The following is a 19023-nucleotide window of genomic DNA, read 5'->3' as shown; positions in this document are numbered from 1 at the left end:
ACATTACCGCTCGCGATGTCAAGTTAACTTGACATATTTATGAAGTTATTGTGCATTTGCCTCATTATTTTCTCTTTTAAGTCAATAGCCAAATTATTTTCAAAAAGCTATAATCACTTATGAGGAAACGTTTTCTTAACAAAGGGAAGTTAGTTGTGATTAGAGTGAAAAAGAGAAGAGAAGAGGAGTGAAAAAGTATGGAAAATATAACTGTTAGTTGGATTGGTGCGGTTATCGGAATTATTATTGCTGTTGTATTAATCATGAAAAAGATGAATCCGTTATATTCTTTAGCTTTCGGAGCTATTATTGGCTCTTTACTCGGAGGAGCTAATCTAAGTGAAACCGTCACGATTTTAGTAAGCGGAACACAAAGTGTGATGGGAACTGTTGTAAGAGTCCTAGCTGCTGGTATTTTTGCAGGAATAATGATGGAGTCAGGAGCAGCAATCGCCATAGCCAGGACGATTGTAGCAAAAATGGGTGTCAAATTCGCTATCGTGGCACTAGCAATCGCTACAATGGTTATTACAGGTGTCGGCGTATTTATTCCTGTCGCTGTTTTAATCGTTTCTCCGATTGCAATTGAAATTGGAAAAGAAACAGGCATCTCTAAATTAGCCTTATTATTAGCTATGTCAGGTGGGGGGAAAGCCGGAAATATCATTTCGCCTAATCCAAATACGATTGCGGCTGCTGGAGGATTTGATGTTGAATTGAGTTCTGTTATGATGTTTGGTTTTGTACCGGCTTTAGTGGGACTTGTCATGGCAATTCTTTTAGCATCGCTAATAAAAGGGAAAGGCCCAAAAGTAACAGCCAAAGATTATCAGGAGGAAGATGAAAATTTAACATACCCTTCCTTTGCAAAATCTATTGTAGCCCCTATCATTGCGATTATTTTGTTGATGGTAGGACCTATTGGCTCTCTATTAGGAATTCAAGTACTTGCTAATATTTCAATTGATTCGTTATACGTCTTACCAATAGCAGGGGTTATTGGTTTAGTCGCAATGAAACAGAAAAAAGAGATGTTAAACTATATGACAAGTGGTCTTAACCGTATGACCCCAACAATTTTAGTTTTAATCGGGGCAGGCACAATTGGTGGGGTTATTACAGCGTCAGATTTATCAACTCAAGTCGTTGCATTCATAAACAATTCAGGAGTCTCAGGAACGCTTTTAGCACCGCTCTCTGGTATCTTGATGGGAGCTGCTACGGCCTCAACGTCAACAGGTGTTATTTTAGCTTCAGGTTCATTTGGTCAAGCTATCTTAGAGATGGGAGTCGTCCCAATTGCTGCTGCTGTTATGGTCCATACAGGCGCTACGGTGATTGATCATTTACCACATGGGACTTATTTCCATGTAACAGGAGACAGTATGAATCTCTCAATGAAAGAACGGTTTAGAATCGTCGGTTATGAAACTTTAGTAGGATTATCTATGACGATCGTTGCAACATTATTATATGGCTTTTAAGTACTAGGAGGATGATTAAGTATGAAAAAATTTGTCTTAGCACCAGATTCGTTTAAAGAAAGTTTGACAGCTAAAGAAGTGTGTCAAGCGATGGAAAGTGGATTACGACAGGCCTTTCCAGATAGTGACTATCTTCATATTCCCATGGCCGATGGCGGAGAAGGGACGATGCAATCCTTAGTTGACGCTACAGAGGGTGTTGTTAAAGAATTAGAAGTAGTTGGGCCTCTAGGGGAGACTGTTATTGCTAATTATGGTGTACTAGGAGATGGAATAACTGGTGTGATTGAGATGGCGAGTGCTAGTGGCATTCAATTGGTTCCAAAAGAAGCACGAAATCCATTACTAACCACTACTTATGGAACTGGACAGCTGATAAAAGCTTGTTTAGATGAAGGGGTTAAGCAAATTATCATCGGGATTGGAGGAAGTGCGACGAATGATGCCGGAGCGGGTATGGCAATGGCATTAGGTGCTTCCTTATTGGACGAAAAGGGGTGTTCGATCGGTTTGGGTGGCGGAGAATTGGGGAATGTAACCAACATCAATATTGATCAATTAGACAGACGTTTACATGAGGTTGATTTATTAGTAGCTTGCGATGTAACAAACCCGTTATGCGGTGAAATAGGTGCTTCTTATGTCTTCGGTCCGCAAAAAGGAGCGAGTCAAGAGATGGTAGCTTTGTTAGATGCTAATTTAGCTCATTTCGCTAATGTTATTGAAAAACAACTCAGCATAAAAGTTCTAGAAGAACCAGGTTCAGGTGCAGCAGGGGGTTTAGGTGCTGGATTATTGGCCTTTACTAACGCTAAATTAGAAAAAGGGATTGAAATAGTCACTAGATATACAGAGTTAGAGAAGCATGTGAAAGAGGCAGACTATGTATTTACTGGTGAAGGTGGTATGGATAGTCAAACAAAATATGGTAAAACACCTTATGGTGTTGCCAAAATTGCCCAACGGCATCATAAAACAGTAATTGGAATAGCAGGACATATTGGAGATGGGATTGAAGAATTATATGACGAAGGTTTCACTGCAATTTTAGGTATTGTCCCAAGTGCTGTTTCATTAGACAAGGCTTTGGAAACAGGTTTTAGAAATGTTGAACGTACGTGTGAAAACATAGGACGTTTACTCATCAATAGTAATAGAAAATAATAAAAAGACCACTAATTTTGGGGAAATTAGTGGTCTTTTTATGTTAAATAGCACCTAATCTTTAAAGTAATGGTACACTTAATATAAAAGAAAGTGAGCGCTAAATTAATAGACTCTAGTATCCTTATAATATAATTATACTTATCAAAAAAGTAGGTGGAAAGATATGATTTCGCAACAATTGGCACAGAAAGTAGTAAATAAAATTATGGAAGATGTTACATATAATATTAATGTGATGGATAAGCACGCTGTTATCATCGCAAGTGGGCAAAAAGAGCGAATCGGAACGATTCATCAAGGGGCTCGTAAAGTTTTGGAGACGAAAAAAAGGAATGTTATTCTTACCGTTACTGAGACAGAAAAACAAGGAATTAACGACCCTCTAGTAGTGGATGACGAACTAATAGGGGTTATTGGGATAAGCGGGGCACCTGATAAAGTCGAACCACTAAAAAATATTGTTAACACTTTATTTTATTTTTTGGTAGCGCAAGAATTAGAAATTAGTAGGGGACATGCTAAAGAACAGACGATTCGTCAATTTTGGGAGACGATTTTAAAACCAGAAGTTAGCTATAAACAATCTTTACAAAAAACAGCCCTAGAATTGGGATACAATTTAAGCAATCAAAGCCTGATTATTGGGCTTAGATTATCGACAAACAAGCCTGATGAGGCGTTGCTCAAACTAATTAACGAACGCTTATATACTCGTAATAAAGAGTCTGCAAAAAATGATTATTTCATACTATTTCAAGAAACAAAAGAGTCAACATTATCTGAATTCATAAATAAACTAGCCAGCGATGCACGCGTTTCATTTATTGCTTATTCAAGTTGGAATAATGATATATATAAGTGTTACACTCAAGCTAATGCTACAATGAGTTTAGCAACTATTTTAAATATAAATAACCAAATAATGGCACATAAAGACTATGGTTTATACACCACGTTAATCGCTAGCAGAACTGAACTAGGACATCATTCGGCAACTTACAGTATCGACAATGAATTAAAAGAGACGTTACAATCATATATCAGAAATAATGGTCAGATAAATGATACAGCTAATGAGTTGAACATTCATCGAAATACCTTAAATTATCGCTTAAATAGGATTGCTGAATTGACTCAAAAGGACCCACGTCATTTCTTTGATTTAAGCGATCTTTTATATGAACTTATTTTGGAAGATGCTTGATGATAATAATATGATATAAAGTGGAGATATACCGATATAGGAACACATGTTCTCTTGTCGGTATATCTATCAATTTTAAAACAAGGGAGTGCAAAAAATGACAACAGTTATCGCAATAAGCGGTTTGGAAAGTAGTGGTAAAACCGCTTTAATGGTCATGCTATCGAAGGAATTAGGCAACACCGAAATTATTCACTACAGCAGATATAAATCCGAAATAGATTATGAGACTTACTTCGACTGGCTAATTAATCAGGGTGACGATAGCAAAGTATTAGCGGATTTTATTGCTCTTAGAAATGAAATAAACAACCGTTTAAAAGCTGATAACGTGGACTACTTGTTAATTGACTATCCCTATGGCTATACCCATAAAGAAGTATCCAAATTATTGGACTATGTTTTTTATTTAGAAACGTCTTTGGATATTGTGTATGCTAGGCACTTATTAACTAATTACAAGGAGACGACAACTAGTGATATTTTAACAGATGCTAGATATTATATAGACTACGCTGGTGATTTGCTTAAATTAGAACAAGAAAAAGTCAAATCTTCTGCCAATTTAATTGTCGATGGTAACAAAGAAATGTCAGTCAAATTACAAGTTGTAACTGATTATTTAATTAAACAATCTTTGAATAACCAGGAAAAAATTTGGCAAGAAACCGCTCGGAATTTGCCAACAATCCAAACAGAACGTTTGTTATTACGTAAATTTGCATATGACGATGTTGAAGATATTTTATCTTATGCTTCTAATCCCTTAGTGACAAAAAATATGGATTGGAATGGCCATAGGAATTTAAAAGAAAGTAAGGTTTATATCAGAGACAGTTTAACTAATCCTTATGTAAAGGAGCCATTTATTTGGGCAATAGCACTAAAAGACTCTAATCGGGTAATTGGTGCTGTATCATTAACAATCGACACGACAAAAAAACACGGAGAAATAGGTTATTTATTAAATCCTGATTATTGGCACTTAGGTTACGCCTCAGAGTCAGTTAAACAATTGTTAGCGTTCAGCTTTACTAATTTGGGATTAACAAGGTTATTCGGGATATGTTTAACAGACAATTTAGCATCAGCTAACGTGATGCTAAATTGTGGAATGGCTTATGAAGGAACCTTACGCAATTTTTTAGAGATAGATTCAAATTTAAGAGATGTCGCTCTGTATAGCCGCATCAGTAAATGATTGACGAATACTGTCTTTAATAATAGCAATCCAAGCGCCATCATGTTTAACTAACGAAACTTCAAAAGGATGGCGTAGTTGAAGCAGTTAAAAAGTGGTAGTAAATTAGAGGGGATACTTAGTTATAAAAATAATATGTTTTTAGTTTACATAATATATATTATACAAAGTTGAGTTTGTGTTAAATTGGCTGTTTTGATTATAATAACTCGCATTCTCCTTCCTATTTATTTTTCACATGTTCCATGTTTATTTTTTGATTAGTTAGTAATAATTTTTATGCTTTTATAAAATTAAGTTTGCTCATAAAGAACTTGCCAACAATCTTCTACAAGTAGATCATCAAAAATAAATTTAGCATTTATTTGCTTACAGTGTTATGAATAAATACAGATCTTCAAAGTGTCTTAATGTCCTAGATTGAGTTTATGATTCGTTTTGTTAAATATGTTTAGTTATTTTCAACCAATCTTTAAAGTGTCTTGATCACTTAGAATGAAGTCTTTGATCATGATACCTTAATTATTTCAAATTACAAGTTTTGATTAGTCTTTTGAGAGTCTCAATCAATTGGATTCCAGCTATTTATAATAAATATAATCTGGAGCTATTAACTAATGTTTTATATTTAATAAGGTTTTGTATTTAATCTTGAGACAGTCTTGTTCAATTGGCTTGATTGTATTTAATAACCTTATTTCCGTTATTTTGAAATGACAAATAATGTTAGAAATCAATTGCTCCTACTTTGTTAGGTGCATTAATAGTTTTAATCTGTTTTTCTTTTCTTTTGCTTTGACTTATCATAAAAATTTATAAAAGTGTTTTTATCATAAATTTCACCTTTATAAATTTTTATGATAAAGGATAATTTATATATCATTATATACAGGTTCACAAATCGTTAGTAATATGAGATAATAGACACTTAATAATGAAAGATATTTCTAATAATAACTAACCTTTAATTTAGGTGTGGTTAGATTTAAAATACTTACAGAAGATTTAATCAAGGAGATTTAATTATGAAAAAAAATATTAAAATACCAAAATTTAAATTCCCCACCATTAGTCAGTTTTTCACACTCTTAGGTTTGATTTATGCTATCCCGGTAAACATTTTAATTGTAAGTGTTATTTTTGTTCATTCAACAGACCTATTTCGTGATCCTAAAGCTGAGGGTAATCCTTGGTTGTGGTTAATTTGTGGTATTTTGTACTTAGCATGGGCGATTTATACGATTAATTTAACATGGTCTCAATACAAAAAAGCGCCTAAACATTAAAAAAATTAGTCGAGTAACGTCAGTCCGGATCACCAATAAGTAAGTCATAAGTTAATTGCTAAGAGCGAGTCTTATTGTCTCTTTTAAATTGTTTAATATATAAGATACCTTGATTGGTCAACTGAGTTCCTTTCATCGTATAAATATATGTAGGCGTTAATTGACTTTTATTAAGATATATATACCCTTCTCTTTCTAATGCTAGTACCCCCTCTGTTAAGAAACGATTGGTAATACCTAAGTCATGCTCTCTAAAGGAGTCATTTCCTGCAACTAATTCCATTAAGATTCGTTGTTTCAGTTTTGTTAATAACATATCGGCCACTCCTTTAAATGAAGTTAATTAATAGGTATATTTTTATTATTGTAGCATGATGCCTATACCTGAGAACTTTCTTTAACTTATAATTCAGCTGATAAAAAGAGATTAATAAGGAAATAACGATGTGAAGGTAAATAACATTTGTTATTAAGACATATTTATCAAAAAATTAAAAAAGCTTCAATTACACCGTTTTAGTTAAGGTGTAATTGAAGCTTTTTTAGTAATTTATTTTTTCCAGCTGTCAACAATTTCTGAATGATCAGTCATCCATTTTCTTGCAGCATCTACTGGTTTGGTTCCTTTTTCAATATCTAACATCACAGATTCAATATCTTCTAATTCCCATTGGAAATTATCTAATACTTTATAAACTTCGGGATTATCTTTCTTAAGTCCTTTACGAACCATCGTTTTAATACTTTCTTCCCCGCCCATTGATTCACGAGGATCTTTCAAGTATTTCAAATCATAACGAGAAAACATCCAATGCGGAGACCATCCAGTAATGACTATCGGTTCTTCTTTTTTAATAGCGTTCGCTAACTCAGTTGTCATAGCGCCGTTAGAAGACGACATCACTTTCCAATCTGATAAGTTTGGATAACTATCTAATGTTTTTTCAGCCGCTGCCACGACGCCTGCGCCTGGCTCAATCCCAACAACTGTTTTATTCGCTTCATTTTTTAAATCAGCGATTGAGTCAACATCCATGTAAGATGGGACAACCAGACCTAAACGTGCACCACCATCTAAATTTGGTCCTAAATCTTCTAATTTATTTTTAAATTTATCATATTGCGAACCATGAGTCATAGGTAACCAAGCAGCTACCATTCCATCGGCTTCCCCGTTAGCAACAGCTTCCCACATGATAGCACTGTCTAGAGGCGTCATGTTAACATCATAGCCCATATCTTTTAAGACCTCAGAAACAACCGTTGTAGATGCAATCTCTGTATCCCATTCAACATAAGCCAAATTAACAGATTTTTGCTTAGTTCCAAGGAATGACGTACCTAGAGACCCTATTAGAGCAACAATAATGACTCCGATTACTCCAAATGTTATCATCTTTTTACGTTTAGGGTTAGTTACTGCCCCTTCTTTACTTGCTGACTTGTTTAAATTTTGCGTAAAACGATCCATAATGATGGCTAAAATTACTAGTGCTAAACCATTAACGAAGCCACTACCAACTTGTGACCGTTGCACAGCTGATAAGACTCCTTGCCCTAGACCAGGAGCACCTATCATTGAAGCTATGACAACCATTGACAATGCCAACATAATAGTTTGGTTAATCCCGGCTAAAATAGTACTCTTGGCAAGTGGCAACTCTAATTTAAATAATTTTTGTTTGCCAGTACTACCAAATGAATCTGACGCTTCAACTAGTTCTGTTGGTACTTGACGAATTCCTAGATTAGTCATGCGAACTGTTGGGGGTAGTGCGAAAATAACAGAAGCGAAAACTCCTGGCACCATACCAATTCCAAAGAATGCAACAGCTGGGATCAAGTAAACGAAACCAGGCATCGTTTGCATAAAGTCTAAAATTGGTGTGATAATACTTTGTGCTTTGTCACTTTTTGACATTAAGATCCCCGTTGGAACACCAATGATGATTGAGACAAGGCTTGAGATCACCACTAAAGTGACCGTACTCATTAGATCTGTCCAAAGACCTTGATTATAAATATAAAGTAAGCCTATTAAAGTAAAGGCGGTAAGCCCCCATTTTCTATTTGTAATAAAATAGGCTCCTAATGTTAATAATGCAATCATAATCAGCGGTGGTACGAATAGTAAGGTGTTAGTCATCACTTCCATAATCGTCTGACCAATAGTTTGCAAAATTGAAAATAGCCCTGAAAATGTATCTGTCAGCCACTCAGTAGCTGATGTTACCCAGTCAGCTACTGGAATTGGTTGTTGTAAGAAGTTACTCATTAGAATCCCCCGCTTTCGTTATGTTACTCTCACTTTCAGAATCTGTATCTGTAAGAGCACCAATCACACTACCTCTAATAACAACACCTATCAAACGTTCCTCTTCATCTACAACAGCGAGAGGTGTTGGTGAGTCATAAATCAAGTTGAACATATCTGTTATTAGGGTGTCAGGATGAACTTTTTTAACGTTCTTATCAATGACATCTTTAATTGTCAAATTATTTTTACGAGCTTCACGAGCAGACTCTGCTGTTAAACTACCTTTTAGTTGACGTTTACGATCAACAGCGAGTAACATACTAACTTCTTCTTTACGCATCCGCTGTAAAGCAACGTTTGGTCCATCAATTTCAACATTAGTTGTTAGTGCTGGCACCATGATATTCTGTGCGGTTAAGACTTTAGAACGGTCGACTTCTTCCACGAATTCACGAACAAATTCATTGGCAGGATTGGTTAAAATCTCTTCCCCTGTTCCAATTTGCATGATTTGGCCATCTTTCATTAAGGCGATACGATCGCCAATTCTTAAGGCTTCATTTAAATCGTGGGTTATGAAAATAATAGTCTTTTGTACTTTTGCTTGTAATTCGATTAATTCATCTTGCATTTCTCTACGAATTAAAGGATCTAAGGCAGAGAATGCCTCATCCATCAATAGTATTTCAGGATCATTGGCTAAAGCACGAGCTAAACCAACGCGTTGCTGCATACCACCTGATAACTGATCCGGATACTGATCTTTAAATGACAATAAGCCTGAATTTTCTAATGCACGTTCTGCTCGACTTGTTCGTTCCTCTTTGGAAACACCACGTACCTCTAAACCATATTCAGTATTTTCTAAAATTGTCCGATGTGGAAATAATCCGAAATTTTGAAAAACCATATTAATTTTATGACGACGTACTTCTCTTAGCTCATCTTTGTTCATTTTAGAAATATCTTGATCATCAATAAAAATATCTCCAGATGATGGCTCAATGAGACGGTTTAATAGACGAATTAAAGTTGACTTACCACTACCTGACAAGCCCATAATAACGAAAATTTCTCCTTCATTGACTTCAAAACAAGCATCGTAAACTCCAACAGTTGCACCAGTCTTGTCCATTATTTCATCTTTGCTTTTGTTTTCTTTGACCATCGCCAAAGCTTGTTGGCTTTTTTTACCAAACACTTTGGTAAGATGTTCTATCCGAACTTTACTCAAATATAAACACTCCTCTTAATAAATAACTCTATTTTTATCCTCACATATGAAAAAGTGACCATATAACCGTAACATTGTGTGGTCACTTTGTCAAAAAAATAAGACGTGATTTTGAAAATCACGTCTTATTTTCAATTTATTTACAAAAATTCAGGTTCTGGATAGAAATAATGACTCATTTTTTGTTGAACAAGTTCACTTCCAACGAAATAAATAGTATTACCGACACTCAATTTTGCGTAAGGGCCAGGAGATATCAACATCTCATCTTTCGTTTGAATTGCTACAATTGTTGCACCGGTTTCTTGCCAAATATTCAACTCTACAATACTTTTTTCTAAATAAAGAGCCTCTTCAGTTATTTTTAACTCATAAGGCATAAAAGGTAACATGTCATGGACTCTTGTCGTTTGTGTCACTAAATTTTTTAATAAACTTGAAAAATGGTTAAGTTCATCTTTTTGACGCTCAACACTTTTCATAATATCTTGACGAACCTCTTGAACAGATTGAACATTTTTATATTTTTCTACAAATAATCGGGCATTTTCTCGTGATGCCACATATGAACCGCTACCGTGCCGAACTTCCATAATTTCAAGATCTACCAGCACATTAATCGCTTTACGAGCGGTCTCTGGGGATACGTTGAAATTACTAGCTAAAGTCGAACGGGCATGTATTTTTTCACCAAATTTATACCGGTTTTCAACAATTCTTTCAGCAATTTCAATGGCAACTTGTTGGTAACGAGGAAGGGTTACGTGTTTCTTTTCAGGTGTTTTTTCTAACATGATTTATTCCTCACTTGTGATTTGACATAATTAATGATTAACTCTAATGCCGTATATTGTACCATTAATTGATATTGGAAACAAAGTCCTTCCTTATTATTTATAAAGATAACTAAAAAACCTTCCAATTATAATTATTGGAAAGTTTTTTAGCAGTTAATAATAGGTTATACCTCATCACCCATCTATTAACACCATAATTATTTTATTTTTTTACCGCCTGAAGCAATAATTTTTAATGGTAAACGTTTAGTTATTTCTTTAAAGTCCGAATCTGATCTCGATCCTTTCATCACAATAAAACTATCCTGATCAAGCTTTTCAACAGCTACGTCTACTAATTCATCTAAATTTTCGAACCATTTGATCGGTAGCTCTTTATTAATGGCTGACACTTCTTTCGTGACATTTTCCATCAAAGGTGAATAAGTCAATACATAATCAGCTCCTGAATCAGCGATAAAAGGTACCAACTCTCTGTGCATAGTTGATCCAGCATCACCTAAATCAGCAACTTGACTTATAATCAAGACTTTGTTCCCTTTGTAAGTTGGAGCAGCAGAGGTGAAGAATTTAATAGCATTAATCATTGATGGCATGGCTGCGTTATGTGTATCATCCATCACAGTTACTTTACCACCCTCATGATTTTGAAATTCGCGGTGCATCAAGTTACGAACTAGTGATTTGAAAGTTGCGAAACGTTGTAAGTATTTATCTGATGCAACATCCAGACCTAAGGAATCTAAAGTTAAAATTGTTGCAAAAGAATTTTCAATCATCCCATCAGAACCCATTGATAGGCTATATGATATTTCTTTCCCTTTAAACATAGCAGTGACTTTCGTCATATTGTCTTCCCAAACTTGTTTTATTAAGTAAATATCGGCTGTTTTATCTGTTAAGCTATAAGTTAAAATCGTAGCATTTTTAGCTTCAGCTTTTTTAATGAAAATTGCTAACTCTTTTTCCGGAGTACTGCTATTTAAAATAGCAGTCCCGTTTGGTTTTATTTCTTCTAATAAACCAGATTTTATTTCAGCAATCTGTTCATTGGATTGGTATCTAGCTAAATGCGCCCCTCCGGTTTTGGTCATGATAGCGATATCAGGTTGCACTACTTTGGCTAAATTACCATTACGTTTAGTTTTTATTAAAATTTCAGCTGAAATTTCAACAATCACATAATCAGGATTTCTCATAGCTTTAACTATATGATACGGTCCACTATGCCTATTATTATGGTTACCAATATTGGAAATCATATCTGGTTTATCTACCGTTAATAAATGAGTTATCATCTTTCTAGTAGATGATTTCCCAACAGAGCCGGTTATTCCAACTACTGGATTTGTATATGTTGGTCGGATATCTAAAGCAAGTTGATACATGAAATCTTCAGTATTAGGAACGATGTATTGCGGGATAGTATCTAGATATTCCTCGTATACTTGTTCAGTTATAATTAGCCCACAGTGTTCTTTTTTTTCCTCAAATCCATCCATTGACCATGATGGATAAGTGATAACCATAGCAACATTTTTAAAAGGTTTAACTAAGCGACCTGAACGATCAACCAATCTCGTTATATTGATTTCTTGAGCGATGTCAGGATTAGCAAAGTAACCTTCATATTTATTTAAAGTCTTAACAGTTAACATAGATAACCTACTTTCTTTATTTAATAGATATATTTTATTTATATAGTCGATAGTAGTTATGATACGTTATTTTTTTTTTTTAATAAAGTGTTTATCGATAGCTATCTTATCCTAAAATTTAGGTTATTTGATTGTTTGGATAAAACCTATTTCCCTCGAATAGTAAAGAAATTAAATAACCCTTTTATCTTTCAATTGCGAATTAAAAGATAAAAGGGTTATTTGTTAAATGATAAGTCGATCTTATTCTATTTGATCGTTATGCTTCTCTTCAATTGATTTAACGTATGTTTCTAAATCAGAGACATCTTTTAATGCCTTTTCTAATTTTTGATCAGTATCAGATTTATCATTATTAAGTTGATTATATTTTTCTGTCAAATTTATTTTTTCATTTTTTAAATCAGTTAATTGTGATGCCATATCATTGACTTCACCTTTTTTATTAGCTAATTCCTCTTCCAAACTAGCAATAATTTGATCGTATTCTTCAAATGCCTCTTGCGCTCTTGCTAATTCTTTTTTATAAGTTTCTGATTCTTCTGCCAATCGTTTTTCTAATTCTTGTTGTTTTAATAATTTTTGATCAAGAATAACATCACGTTCTCTAACTTCTTGTGTCTTAAGGTCTAAAGCATGCTGCAACTCATTTATTTTTTGTTGCATCACTTCTTTATTTTGGGTGTTAGTCGCTTTATCTTTTTTCAATTCAGATAATTGATGCTCTAATTCATCTGATGCTGTAATTAATTCTTCACGTTCATTTTCCAATGCTTTAACTTGAGTCTCTCTCTGGTTTAATTGTTCAGTTAATTCTATTTTTTCTTGCTCTATTAGGTTAACTTTTTCAGCTGCCTCACTTCGGTCTTTCTCAGCTGAAGTTAAATTATTAGTCAACTGATCTACTTCTTCTTGGGTTTTAGTTAATTTACTTGATTTTGATGTCAAGATCTTGTCAAGATGTTTGACAGAATCATAGATTGATTCAACATCATCTTCCCCGCCCCAGACTAAGAAAGTATTTGCCAGACTATAACCTCCAGTACCGATAACGATCAGTGCTGCTAAACTAATTAAACTTTTTTTGATTTTTTTATTACTCTTTTTCACAAAAAATCCCTCGCAATAACTTATATTTTTGGATATCCTTAGACTTACTATACCCCCTAAAAAAAAACAAACAATTCTTAAATTGCAGTTTGATATGCAAAAAAAAGTTAAAGCTTGTCGTAGCAAGCTTTTTTAAGAAATTAGATCACATGGCTATTCTAATGCTATTTTAATAAATTTTGATCGGAGGAAGAGCCTTTATTTAGAGAAAAAGACCTTAAGATTTAATAAAAATCTCAAGGTCTTTTTCTCTAAAAATAATCGTATAATGCTGGTTGGGCATCGTTTAGACGTTCTTTCATTAATAGAGAGTTTTCTAAGTTATTCACTTTGATAGTTTCTAAAAAAGTATGTGTCTCTAACGATGAATGAGACATCAAAACTTGTGTCCAAGACTGAATAGAACCGATTAAATCAGCATCCTTCTCTGGTGTATTTGATAGTTTGACAATACTTGTTTGATTATTTTTGATAATTAACTGCCATGTTCCGTGATTCCAAGTACAACTCTGATCTTCTACTGCTATCGATATGTTTAAGTCACTTCCATTTTTAAATGGATAGTGTTCAAGGAAATAGTCAAAGGAAACGATTTTAACCATCATGCCTTGTTCAATCGTTTGTTTGACAACCCTTGTATCAGGAAATAAGAGTGATAACTTATTATTTAAAGAAGCTTGATAGCGAAATGTTTCAAAAGTTCCACTGTGAGAGGCAACAAACGAGGCTAACTTTCTAGCTGTTTGAATAGTTTGATAACTCGCCTCGTGAATAACCATTTCAGAACCATTCATTTCATAAAGTAAATAACCAGTAGGATTATCTTGGTCATCAAATGAAACAGCAACTTCATGTATTTTTCGGTAACTTAACTTAGTTTCCCACCACCAGTCTTCTCTCTGGACACTGCCGTGTGCTAAAGCTAAACTGTTGTCATATAGTTTTTTGATAACAGCTCGCCATTTTGGGTCTTTTTTGTCAACTCGTCTGATATAACCAGTCTTTTCAATTGGTAATTTGGTTATATCAGAACTAGAAACTAAACAATCGACTGTTTCAAAAACGACTTCGTAGCCAAACTTACGATAAAATTCTTGTGAAAATGGTGCTAAGTAAGAAAGGAGAACTTTTTTTTCTCGTAAGTCTTCGAATACACTATTGAACAATTGACGAATACCGCCATTTCCTCTGTATTCAGGATAACTAGCGACATTACCAATGCCAGCCATTTTCATGATTTTACCATTGATATTAACTTCAAACGGAAAGGACATCATGTGACTTGTCAAGAGGTTGTTAGTCATTGCCCCCCAGTTATCAGTCGATTCCATCGATTTTAGTAAACGTTCATTGCGATCAGGAGAACCTGAATAATTAAACGCGTACTCACTTAAACGTAACATCTGCTCTTTATCGGGTAACTCTGTTATTTTTTTTATCATTTTCTTAACCCCTTTAAAATTCATAATGTATAGACCATTCAACAATAGTTTACCTGTAATTTTTTAAACTTGCAACTGATAAGGAAAAATTAACTTACTTCATATTTTTAGTACCTATTATAAAATAAGACTATTTCACAAGCATAAAGCTTTATCTTCATTATCAAGTTGTGATATTTTTATCATGTGCTAGTTAGCACTATTAAATTTAGGGGGCAATACAATGAAAATTGTTGTTGTAGGATGTACGCATGCCGGTACATCGGCAGTTAAAAATATTTTAAAAGAACAACCAGATGCTGAGGTAGTCGTTTACGAAAGAAATGATAATGTATCGTTCCTTTCATGTGGAATTGCTATGTATGTTGGCGGTATTGTGAAAGATCCAGCTAGCTTGTTTTATTCAAGTCCAGAGGAATTAACTAGTTTAGGTGCAAAAGTTAACATGCAACACGATGTGTTAGAAATAGATGCTGCTAAAAAAATAGTACGTATTAAAGATTTAATGACCGCAGCAGAAACGATTGAGAGCTATGATCGTTTAGTTATGACGACAGGTTCTTGGCCGCTTACACCACCTATTCCAGGTATTGAGCAACAAAATGTTTTATTATGTAAAAATTATAACCAAGCTCTAGAAATTATCAAACGCTCAGAAAATGCGAAACGAATTACTGTCGTTGGCGCTGGTTATATTGGGATCGAATTAGTTGAAGCCTTTGCACTTCAGGGGAAAAATATCACACTAATCGACGGATTGGACCGTATCCTTAATAAGTATCTTGATCAAGAATTGACAGATGTTTTAGAAAATGAATTGGTGAAGCAAGGCGTTACTCTAGCTTTGAATCAACAAGTATCTGAATTTTGTGGCGAGATGGGAAAAGTAACACATGTAAAAACAAGTCATGGTAAATACGGGACTGACCTAGTGATTCTATGTATCGGATTTAAACCAATGACAGAACTACTAGCTAACCAAGTTGATCGTTTACCGAATGGTGCGATAATCGTTAATGAATACATGCAAACAAGTAACCCTGACATCTTCGCTGCTGGAGATGCGGCTGTCGTTCATTACAATCCAACTGATGAACCAGCTTATATTCCCTTAGCGACTAATGCAGTTCGTCAAGGATTTTTAGTTGGTAAAAATATTGAAAAACCAACTATTGCTTATCGAGGGACTCAAGGAACTTCAGGCTTGCATCTATTCGGCTATAATATTGGCTCTACCGGGATGACAGAAGCTAGTGCTAAAGCTGCTGGTTTAAATGTACAAGCGACTTATTTTGAAGATAATTACCGTCCAGAATTCATGCCATCAACAGAAAATGTTCAAATGAAACTGGTCTATGATAAAGAAAGTCATCGCATTCTAGGTGCACAACTAATGTCTAAATATGATATTACACAGTCTGCTAATACCATTTCCCTAGCGATCCAAAATAAAATGACCGTAGAAGATTTAGCGATTAGTGACTTCTTCTTCCAACCACATTTTGATCGTCCTTGGAACTATTTAAACTTACTAGCCCAACAAGCTTTGGAAGATTTAGCATAAAATAAAAAACAACATTAGGTTTGAATAACCTAATGTTGTTTTTTTATTTTATAACCTGCTCTTTTTGAAAAACCCAAATATATAAACCATATAGCGAGTTAATTAAAAAGACAAAATACATAATCCCCGTTGCGAATCCGTCCGTATGATGCAGGCTAACCCAGACCGCGACTTGAAAGATGTTCGCTAAAACCCAAACAACAAAAGCATAGGTATATTTGCGGGCAGTGAAATACATTGCCAGCAACCCAACAGCCCCTGCTGTTGCATCAATCCATGAATTGGCAACACTTGCTAAAAGCAATAAAAAGACTCCGATTGTCGTTATTATTGCTAGGGCAACTTCTGTAGTTGGTAAATTAATCGTTTTACTATCAGAATCATAATTTTTACCAAAACGATACCAGAGATAAATACCAAAAATATCGAAAAGAATATAACCCATTTGAACAAGCGCCTCGCCTTTAATTCCATTATCCCACGCATTAATCATAAAAATAAAACTACTAATTAGGCCTAAAACAAAATTCCATTTATTACCTTTGGCGATTAAAAAAACGCAGGTCAATGCCATAAATGTTGCAATAACTAATAAAATATTACCTGTTCCTAGTGATGTCCAAGCTCCGATTTGTACCAAATACATGGCAATTAGCCATAGATAACTCTTATCCTTCATCCGGATTCCCCCTGCTAAACTTTTTTATTTTCTCATTAAATAATGCAGCCTCTCATAGTCATGGGGGCATTTTTTTATGATTTAATTTTTTTCCTGTCTTATCGTATCTATTTATCACCCTCACGTCAAGGGTTTTCTTATCTTTTTTTAGATTAGCCATAACTATATTAGCTAGTTTCACCTTTAAAATAACATTAAAGTTTTTTCCTTTTTTCTCATTTTTATTAAAAAAGTGATATTTTTATGGTTTTAAAGAAATTGCCCCCTATAGTTTTAACAGTCAAAATCGTTGAGAGAGGTTGTAAATCATCATTGTGCTCGACAACTACTTTAAATCCACTTGGAATTTGTTTAGCAAGGTAGTCCTCAAAAAAATCTAACCTTAAAGAGATGATTTTTTTGAGAGGATCGTTCTGTATGCCCAGTAATTTGTTCATCATAGCATTCCTCTAGCATCTCTTGCCTCTTTTTTGCACCCGAAGCTAACTGAACGATTCCCGAACATCTTTGCCAAATATTTTTTCAAGCAAGTAGGTTGCTAGTTGTTTCGTGATAGAGTCTAAATAATGATGTGAGTCGTCATCTGATAGCAATTTCGTTTTATCTTTGTACACTGTCATTTCATATTGTGCCTCCAATTTTCTAATCGCCCTACTCTTGTCTCACTCCTCGACTAAAAAAATGATACTAGTTAAACTAGTTAATTTGCTTAGCTAACTCGGTGATAACGTCTTCATTTGGTAATATTTCTGCCATCCCTTGTAAATTATCCCAAATAACCGTTAACTCCTATCTATTTGATAGGAATTCCCAACTTTAAACCGATTAAGATCTAACTTGATAAGTGATAGGATGGTTGAATTGTTAGGACAATACTTGTTGGTTTATATTAAAAAGACTGCCAACTAGACGATTTTTAACCTTAAAATGTGTTTTTTGAGCAATGTCTAGGACAAAAACAAAGGGATGCGAACGCTTGTTCTCGCTTCGTCATTTGCGAGCTTAAATATGTTTTCCATTGAAAGACACACCAAATTGACTCAAGATTCCCCCCTCTTTTAAATTAACCTGTTTACTTACCAAATAATCAAATCAGACCTAAATTTGGTTGAGATACGTGTCGAACTTGTAGGCAGATAGATGACTCAAAAATGCAATTCCCTCTTGGGCGGTTGCCGTACATTGCGTCTTTATCCTCAATAGTTCCTCCTATATATGCCCTAACCTTAGCAAACAATTGTGGCTCCTATAATGTGATTGTGGACAATTTGTTCGCTATAATACATTATAGGAGTTTTTTATTATGACAACCAGAAAAAGAGCGACAAGATACTCAGAAGAGTTTAAACAATCCATTGTATCTCTAAGCCAGACCGAGCGGTCTGCTAATTCACTTGCCAGGTGGAACTTGGGATTAAATCTATAATGGTTAAAAAGAAAAAGAAACCGACCGCTCACACTGAGTATGCCCAGCGTCCTAATCTAATTAAAGAGTTGGATGATAAATCGAGGGTCTTATTAACAGATATTACCTACATCCCTGTCAAAAATAAGTGGGTGTATTTAGCTAGTCTTTATGAACCTAAATCGCGAAAAGTTCTCGCACACCGTGTTATCGACCTATCAAGAAAAGACACAAATTATACCGGTCCATAAGGACCGCGTCAACGACAATTAAAGGGATGGAAACAGTCCATGCCTTATACAAAAAAAGTCGAAGAAATCTCTTCGACTTTTCAGTATGCGATGAACTCAAGCAACTAATGGGAATACCAGCTTAAAGTGGCCTGGTGAAAAGTGTTGGCTTTTCTTATTTATAACTTTGCAACAGAACCGTACTCTAGATAGTGAGTATTATATCTAATATACTTAAATATTCTTTTCTTCTAATCATAAGGAATCAACGCTAATGACACACCACCATGTTCATTAACTTCTAT

General features: G+C 34.5%; 16 protein-coding genes and 2 pseudogenes. 8 read left to right on the top strand and 10 right to left on the bottom strand.

Going from position 1 to position 19023, the window contains the following annotated elements; translation table 11 throughout:
• The first annotated feature begins 197 nt into the window (after positions 1-197).
• The 5 genes from OL234_RS05300 to OL234_RS05280 all read left to right on the top strand — a co-directional run bounded on the left by OL234_RS05300 (position 198) and on the right by OL234_RS05280 (position 6342).
• Positions 198-1484 carry a GntP family permease gene (locus OL234_RS05300; RefSeq protein WP_275468205.1) on the top strand — a complete coding sequence of 429 codons (1287 nt, stop codon included), beginning with the start codon at positions 198-200 and terminating at the stop codon, positions 1482-1484.
• Between the two features lie 21 nt (positions 1485-1505).
• Positions 1506-2648 carry a glycerate kinase gene (locus tag OL234_RS05295; protein WP_275468204.1) on the top strand — a complete coding sequence of 381 codons (1143 nt, stop codon included), beginning with the start codon at positions 1506-1508 and terminating at the stop codon, positions 2646-2648.
• A 166-nt stretch (positions 2649-2814) separates the two neighbouring features.
• Positions 2815-3855: a CdaR family transcriptional regulator gene (locus OL234_RS05290; RefSeq protein WP_275468203.1), complete on the top strand. Its 1041-nt coding sequence runs from the start codon at positions 2815-2817 to the stop codon at positions 3853-3855.
• Between the two features lie 97 nt (positions 3856-3952).
• Positions 3953-5056 carry a GNAT family N-acetyltransferase gene (locus OL234_RS05285; RefSeq protein WP_275468202.1) on the top strand — a complete coding sequence of 368 codons (1104 nt, stop codon included), beginning with the start codon at positions 3953-3955 and terminating at the stop codon, positions 5054-5056.
• Between the two features lie 1025 nt (positions 5057-6081).
• On the top strand, positions 6082-6342 hold the full coding sequence (locus OL234_RS05280) for a hypothetical protein (protein WP_275468201.1): 261 nt from the start codon (positions 6082-6084) through the stop codon (positions 6340-6342).
• Between the two features lie 58 nt (positions 6343-6400).
• On the opposite strand, the gene OL234_RS05275 is transcribed toward OL234_RS05280, so the two are convergent.
• From OL234_RS05275 to OL234_RS05245, 7 genes are all read right to left on the bottom strand, one after another.
• A complete protein-coding gene (locus OL234_RS05275) occupies positions 6401-6658 on the bottom strand; it encodes a hypothetical protein (RefSeq protein WP_275468200.1) in 258 nt (85 codons plus the stop codon).
• A 234-nt stretch (positions 6659-6892) separates the two neighbouring features.
• Positions 6893-8617 (bottom strand): ABC transporter permease/substrate binding protein, encoded by a 1725-nt coding sequence (locus OL234_RS05270; RefSeq protein WP_275468199.1) that lies wholly within the window; start codon positions 8615-8617, stop codon positions 6893-6895.
• Positions 8610-9833: a quaternary amine ABC transporter ATP-binding protein gene (locus tag OL234_RS05265; RefSeq protein WP_275468198.1), complete on the bottom strand. Its 1224-nt coding sequence runs from the start codon at positions 9831-9833 to the stop codon at positions 8610-8612. Before OL234_RS05265 ends, OL234_RS05270 begins: the two co-directional genes overlap by 8 nt.
• A 140-nt stretch (positions 9834-9973) precedes the next feature.
• Positions 9974-10627, bottom strand: a complete 654-nt coding sequence (locus tag OL234_RS05260) for a GntR family transcriptional regulator (RefSeq protein WP_275468197.1) — start codon at positions 10625-10627, stop codon at positions 9974-9976.
• A gap of 200 nt (positions 10628-10827) precedes the next feature.
• On the bottom strand, positions 10828-12288 hold the full coding sequence (locus tag OL234_RS05255) for a Mur ligase family protein (protein ID WP_275468196.1): 1461 nt from the start codon (positions 12286-12288) through the stop codon (positions 10828-10830).
• A 243-nt stretch (positions 12289-12531) separates the two neighbouring features.
• Positions 12532-13398 carry a coiled-coil domain-containing protein gene (locus OL234_RS05250; RefSeq protein WP_275468195.1) on the bottom strand — a complete coding sequence of 289 codons (867 nt, stop codon included), beginning with the start codon at positions 13396-13398 and terminating at the stop codon, positions 12532-12534.
• Between the two features lie 251 nt (positions 13399-13649).
• A complete protein-coding gene (locus OL234_RS05245; protein ID WP_275468194.1) occupies positions 13650-14840 on the bottom strand; it encodes a GNAT family N-acetyltransferase in 1191 nt (396 codons plus the stop codon).
• Positions 14841-15063: 223 nt separating this feature from the next.
• Between OL234_RS05245 and OL234_RS05240 the strand changes: the two genes are divergently transcribed.
• Entirely contained in the window at positions 15064-16404 is a 1341-nt protein-coding gene (locus tag OL234_RS05240; protein ID WP_275468193.1) for an FAD-dependent oxidoreductase, read from the top strand.
• A 43-nt stretch (positions 16405-16447) separates the two neighbouring features.
• Here the strand turns inward: OL234_RS05240 and pnuC are convergent, their stop codons facing one another.
• From pnuC to OL234_RS05225, 3 genes are all read right to left on the bottom strand, one after another.
• A complete protein-coding gene (gene pnuC / locus OL234_RS05235) occupies positions 16448-17083 on the bottom strand; it encodes a nicotinamide riboside transporter PnuC (protein WP_275468192.1) in 636 nt (211 codons plus the stop codon).
• Between the two features lie 224 nt (positions 17084-17307).
• The gene (locus OL234_RS05230; RefSeq protein ID WP_275468191.1) at positions 17308-17523 is read right to left on the bottom strand and encodes a hypothetical protein; all 216 of its coding nucleotides are present in this window, start codon (positions 17521-17523) and stop codon (positions 17308-17310) included.
• 42 nt (positions 17524-17565) lie between these two features.
• Positions 17566-17703, bottom strand: coding sequence for a hypothetical protein (locus OL234_RS05225; protein WP_275468190.1), 138 nt, complete (start codon positions 17701-17703; stop codon positions 17566-17568).
• A gap of 784 nt (positions 17704-18487) precedes the next feature.
• Between OL234_RS05225 and OL234_RS05220 the strand changes: the two are divergent.
• Positions 18488-18697: pseudogene (locus tag OL234_RS05220) on the top strand (IS3-like element IS1520 family transposase); the annotation flags it as partial.
• A pseudogene (locus OL234_RS05215) lies at positions 18697-18864 on the top strand (IS6 family transposase); the annotation flags it as partial. The pseudogenes OL234_RS05220 and OL234_RS05215, both read left to right, overlap by 1 nt.
• Positions 18865-19023 lie beyond the last annotated feature (159 nt).

The organism is Vagococcus intermedius, from assembly GCF_029144185.1.
GTDB lineage: Bacteria > Bacillota > Bacilli > Lactobacillales > Vagococcaceae > Vagococcus_D > Vagococcus_D intermedius.
The sequence above is the reverse complement of the archived record's forward strand: the minus strand, read 5'-3'. Positions and strand labels throughout refer to the sequence as shown.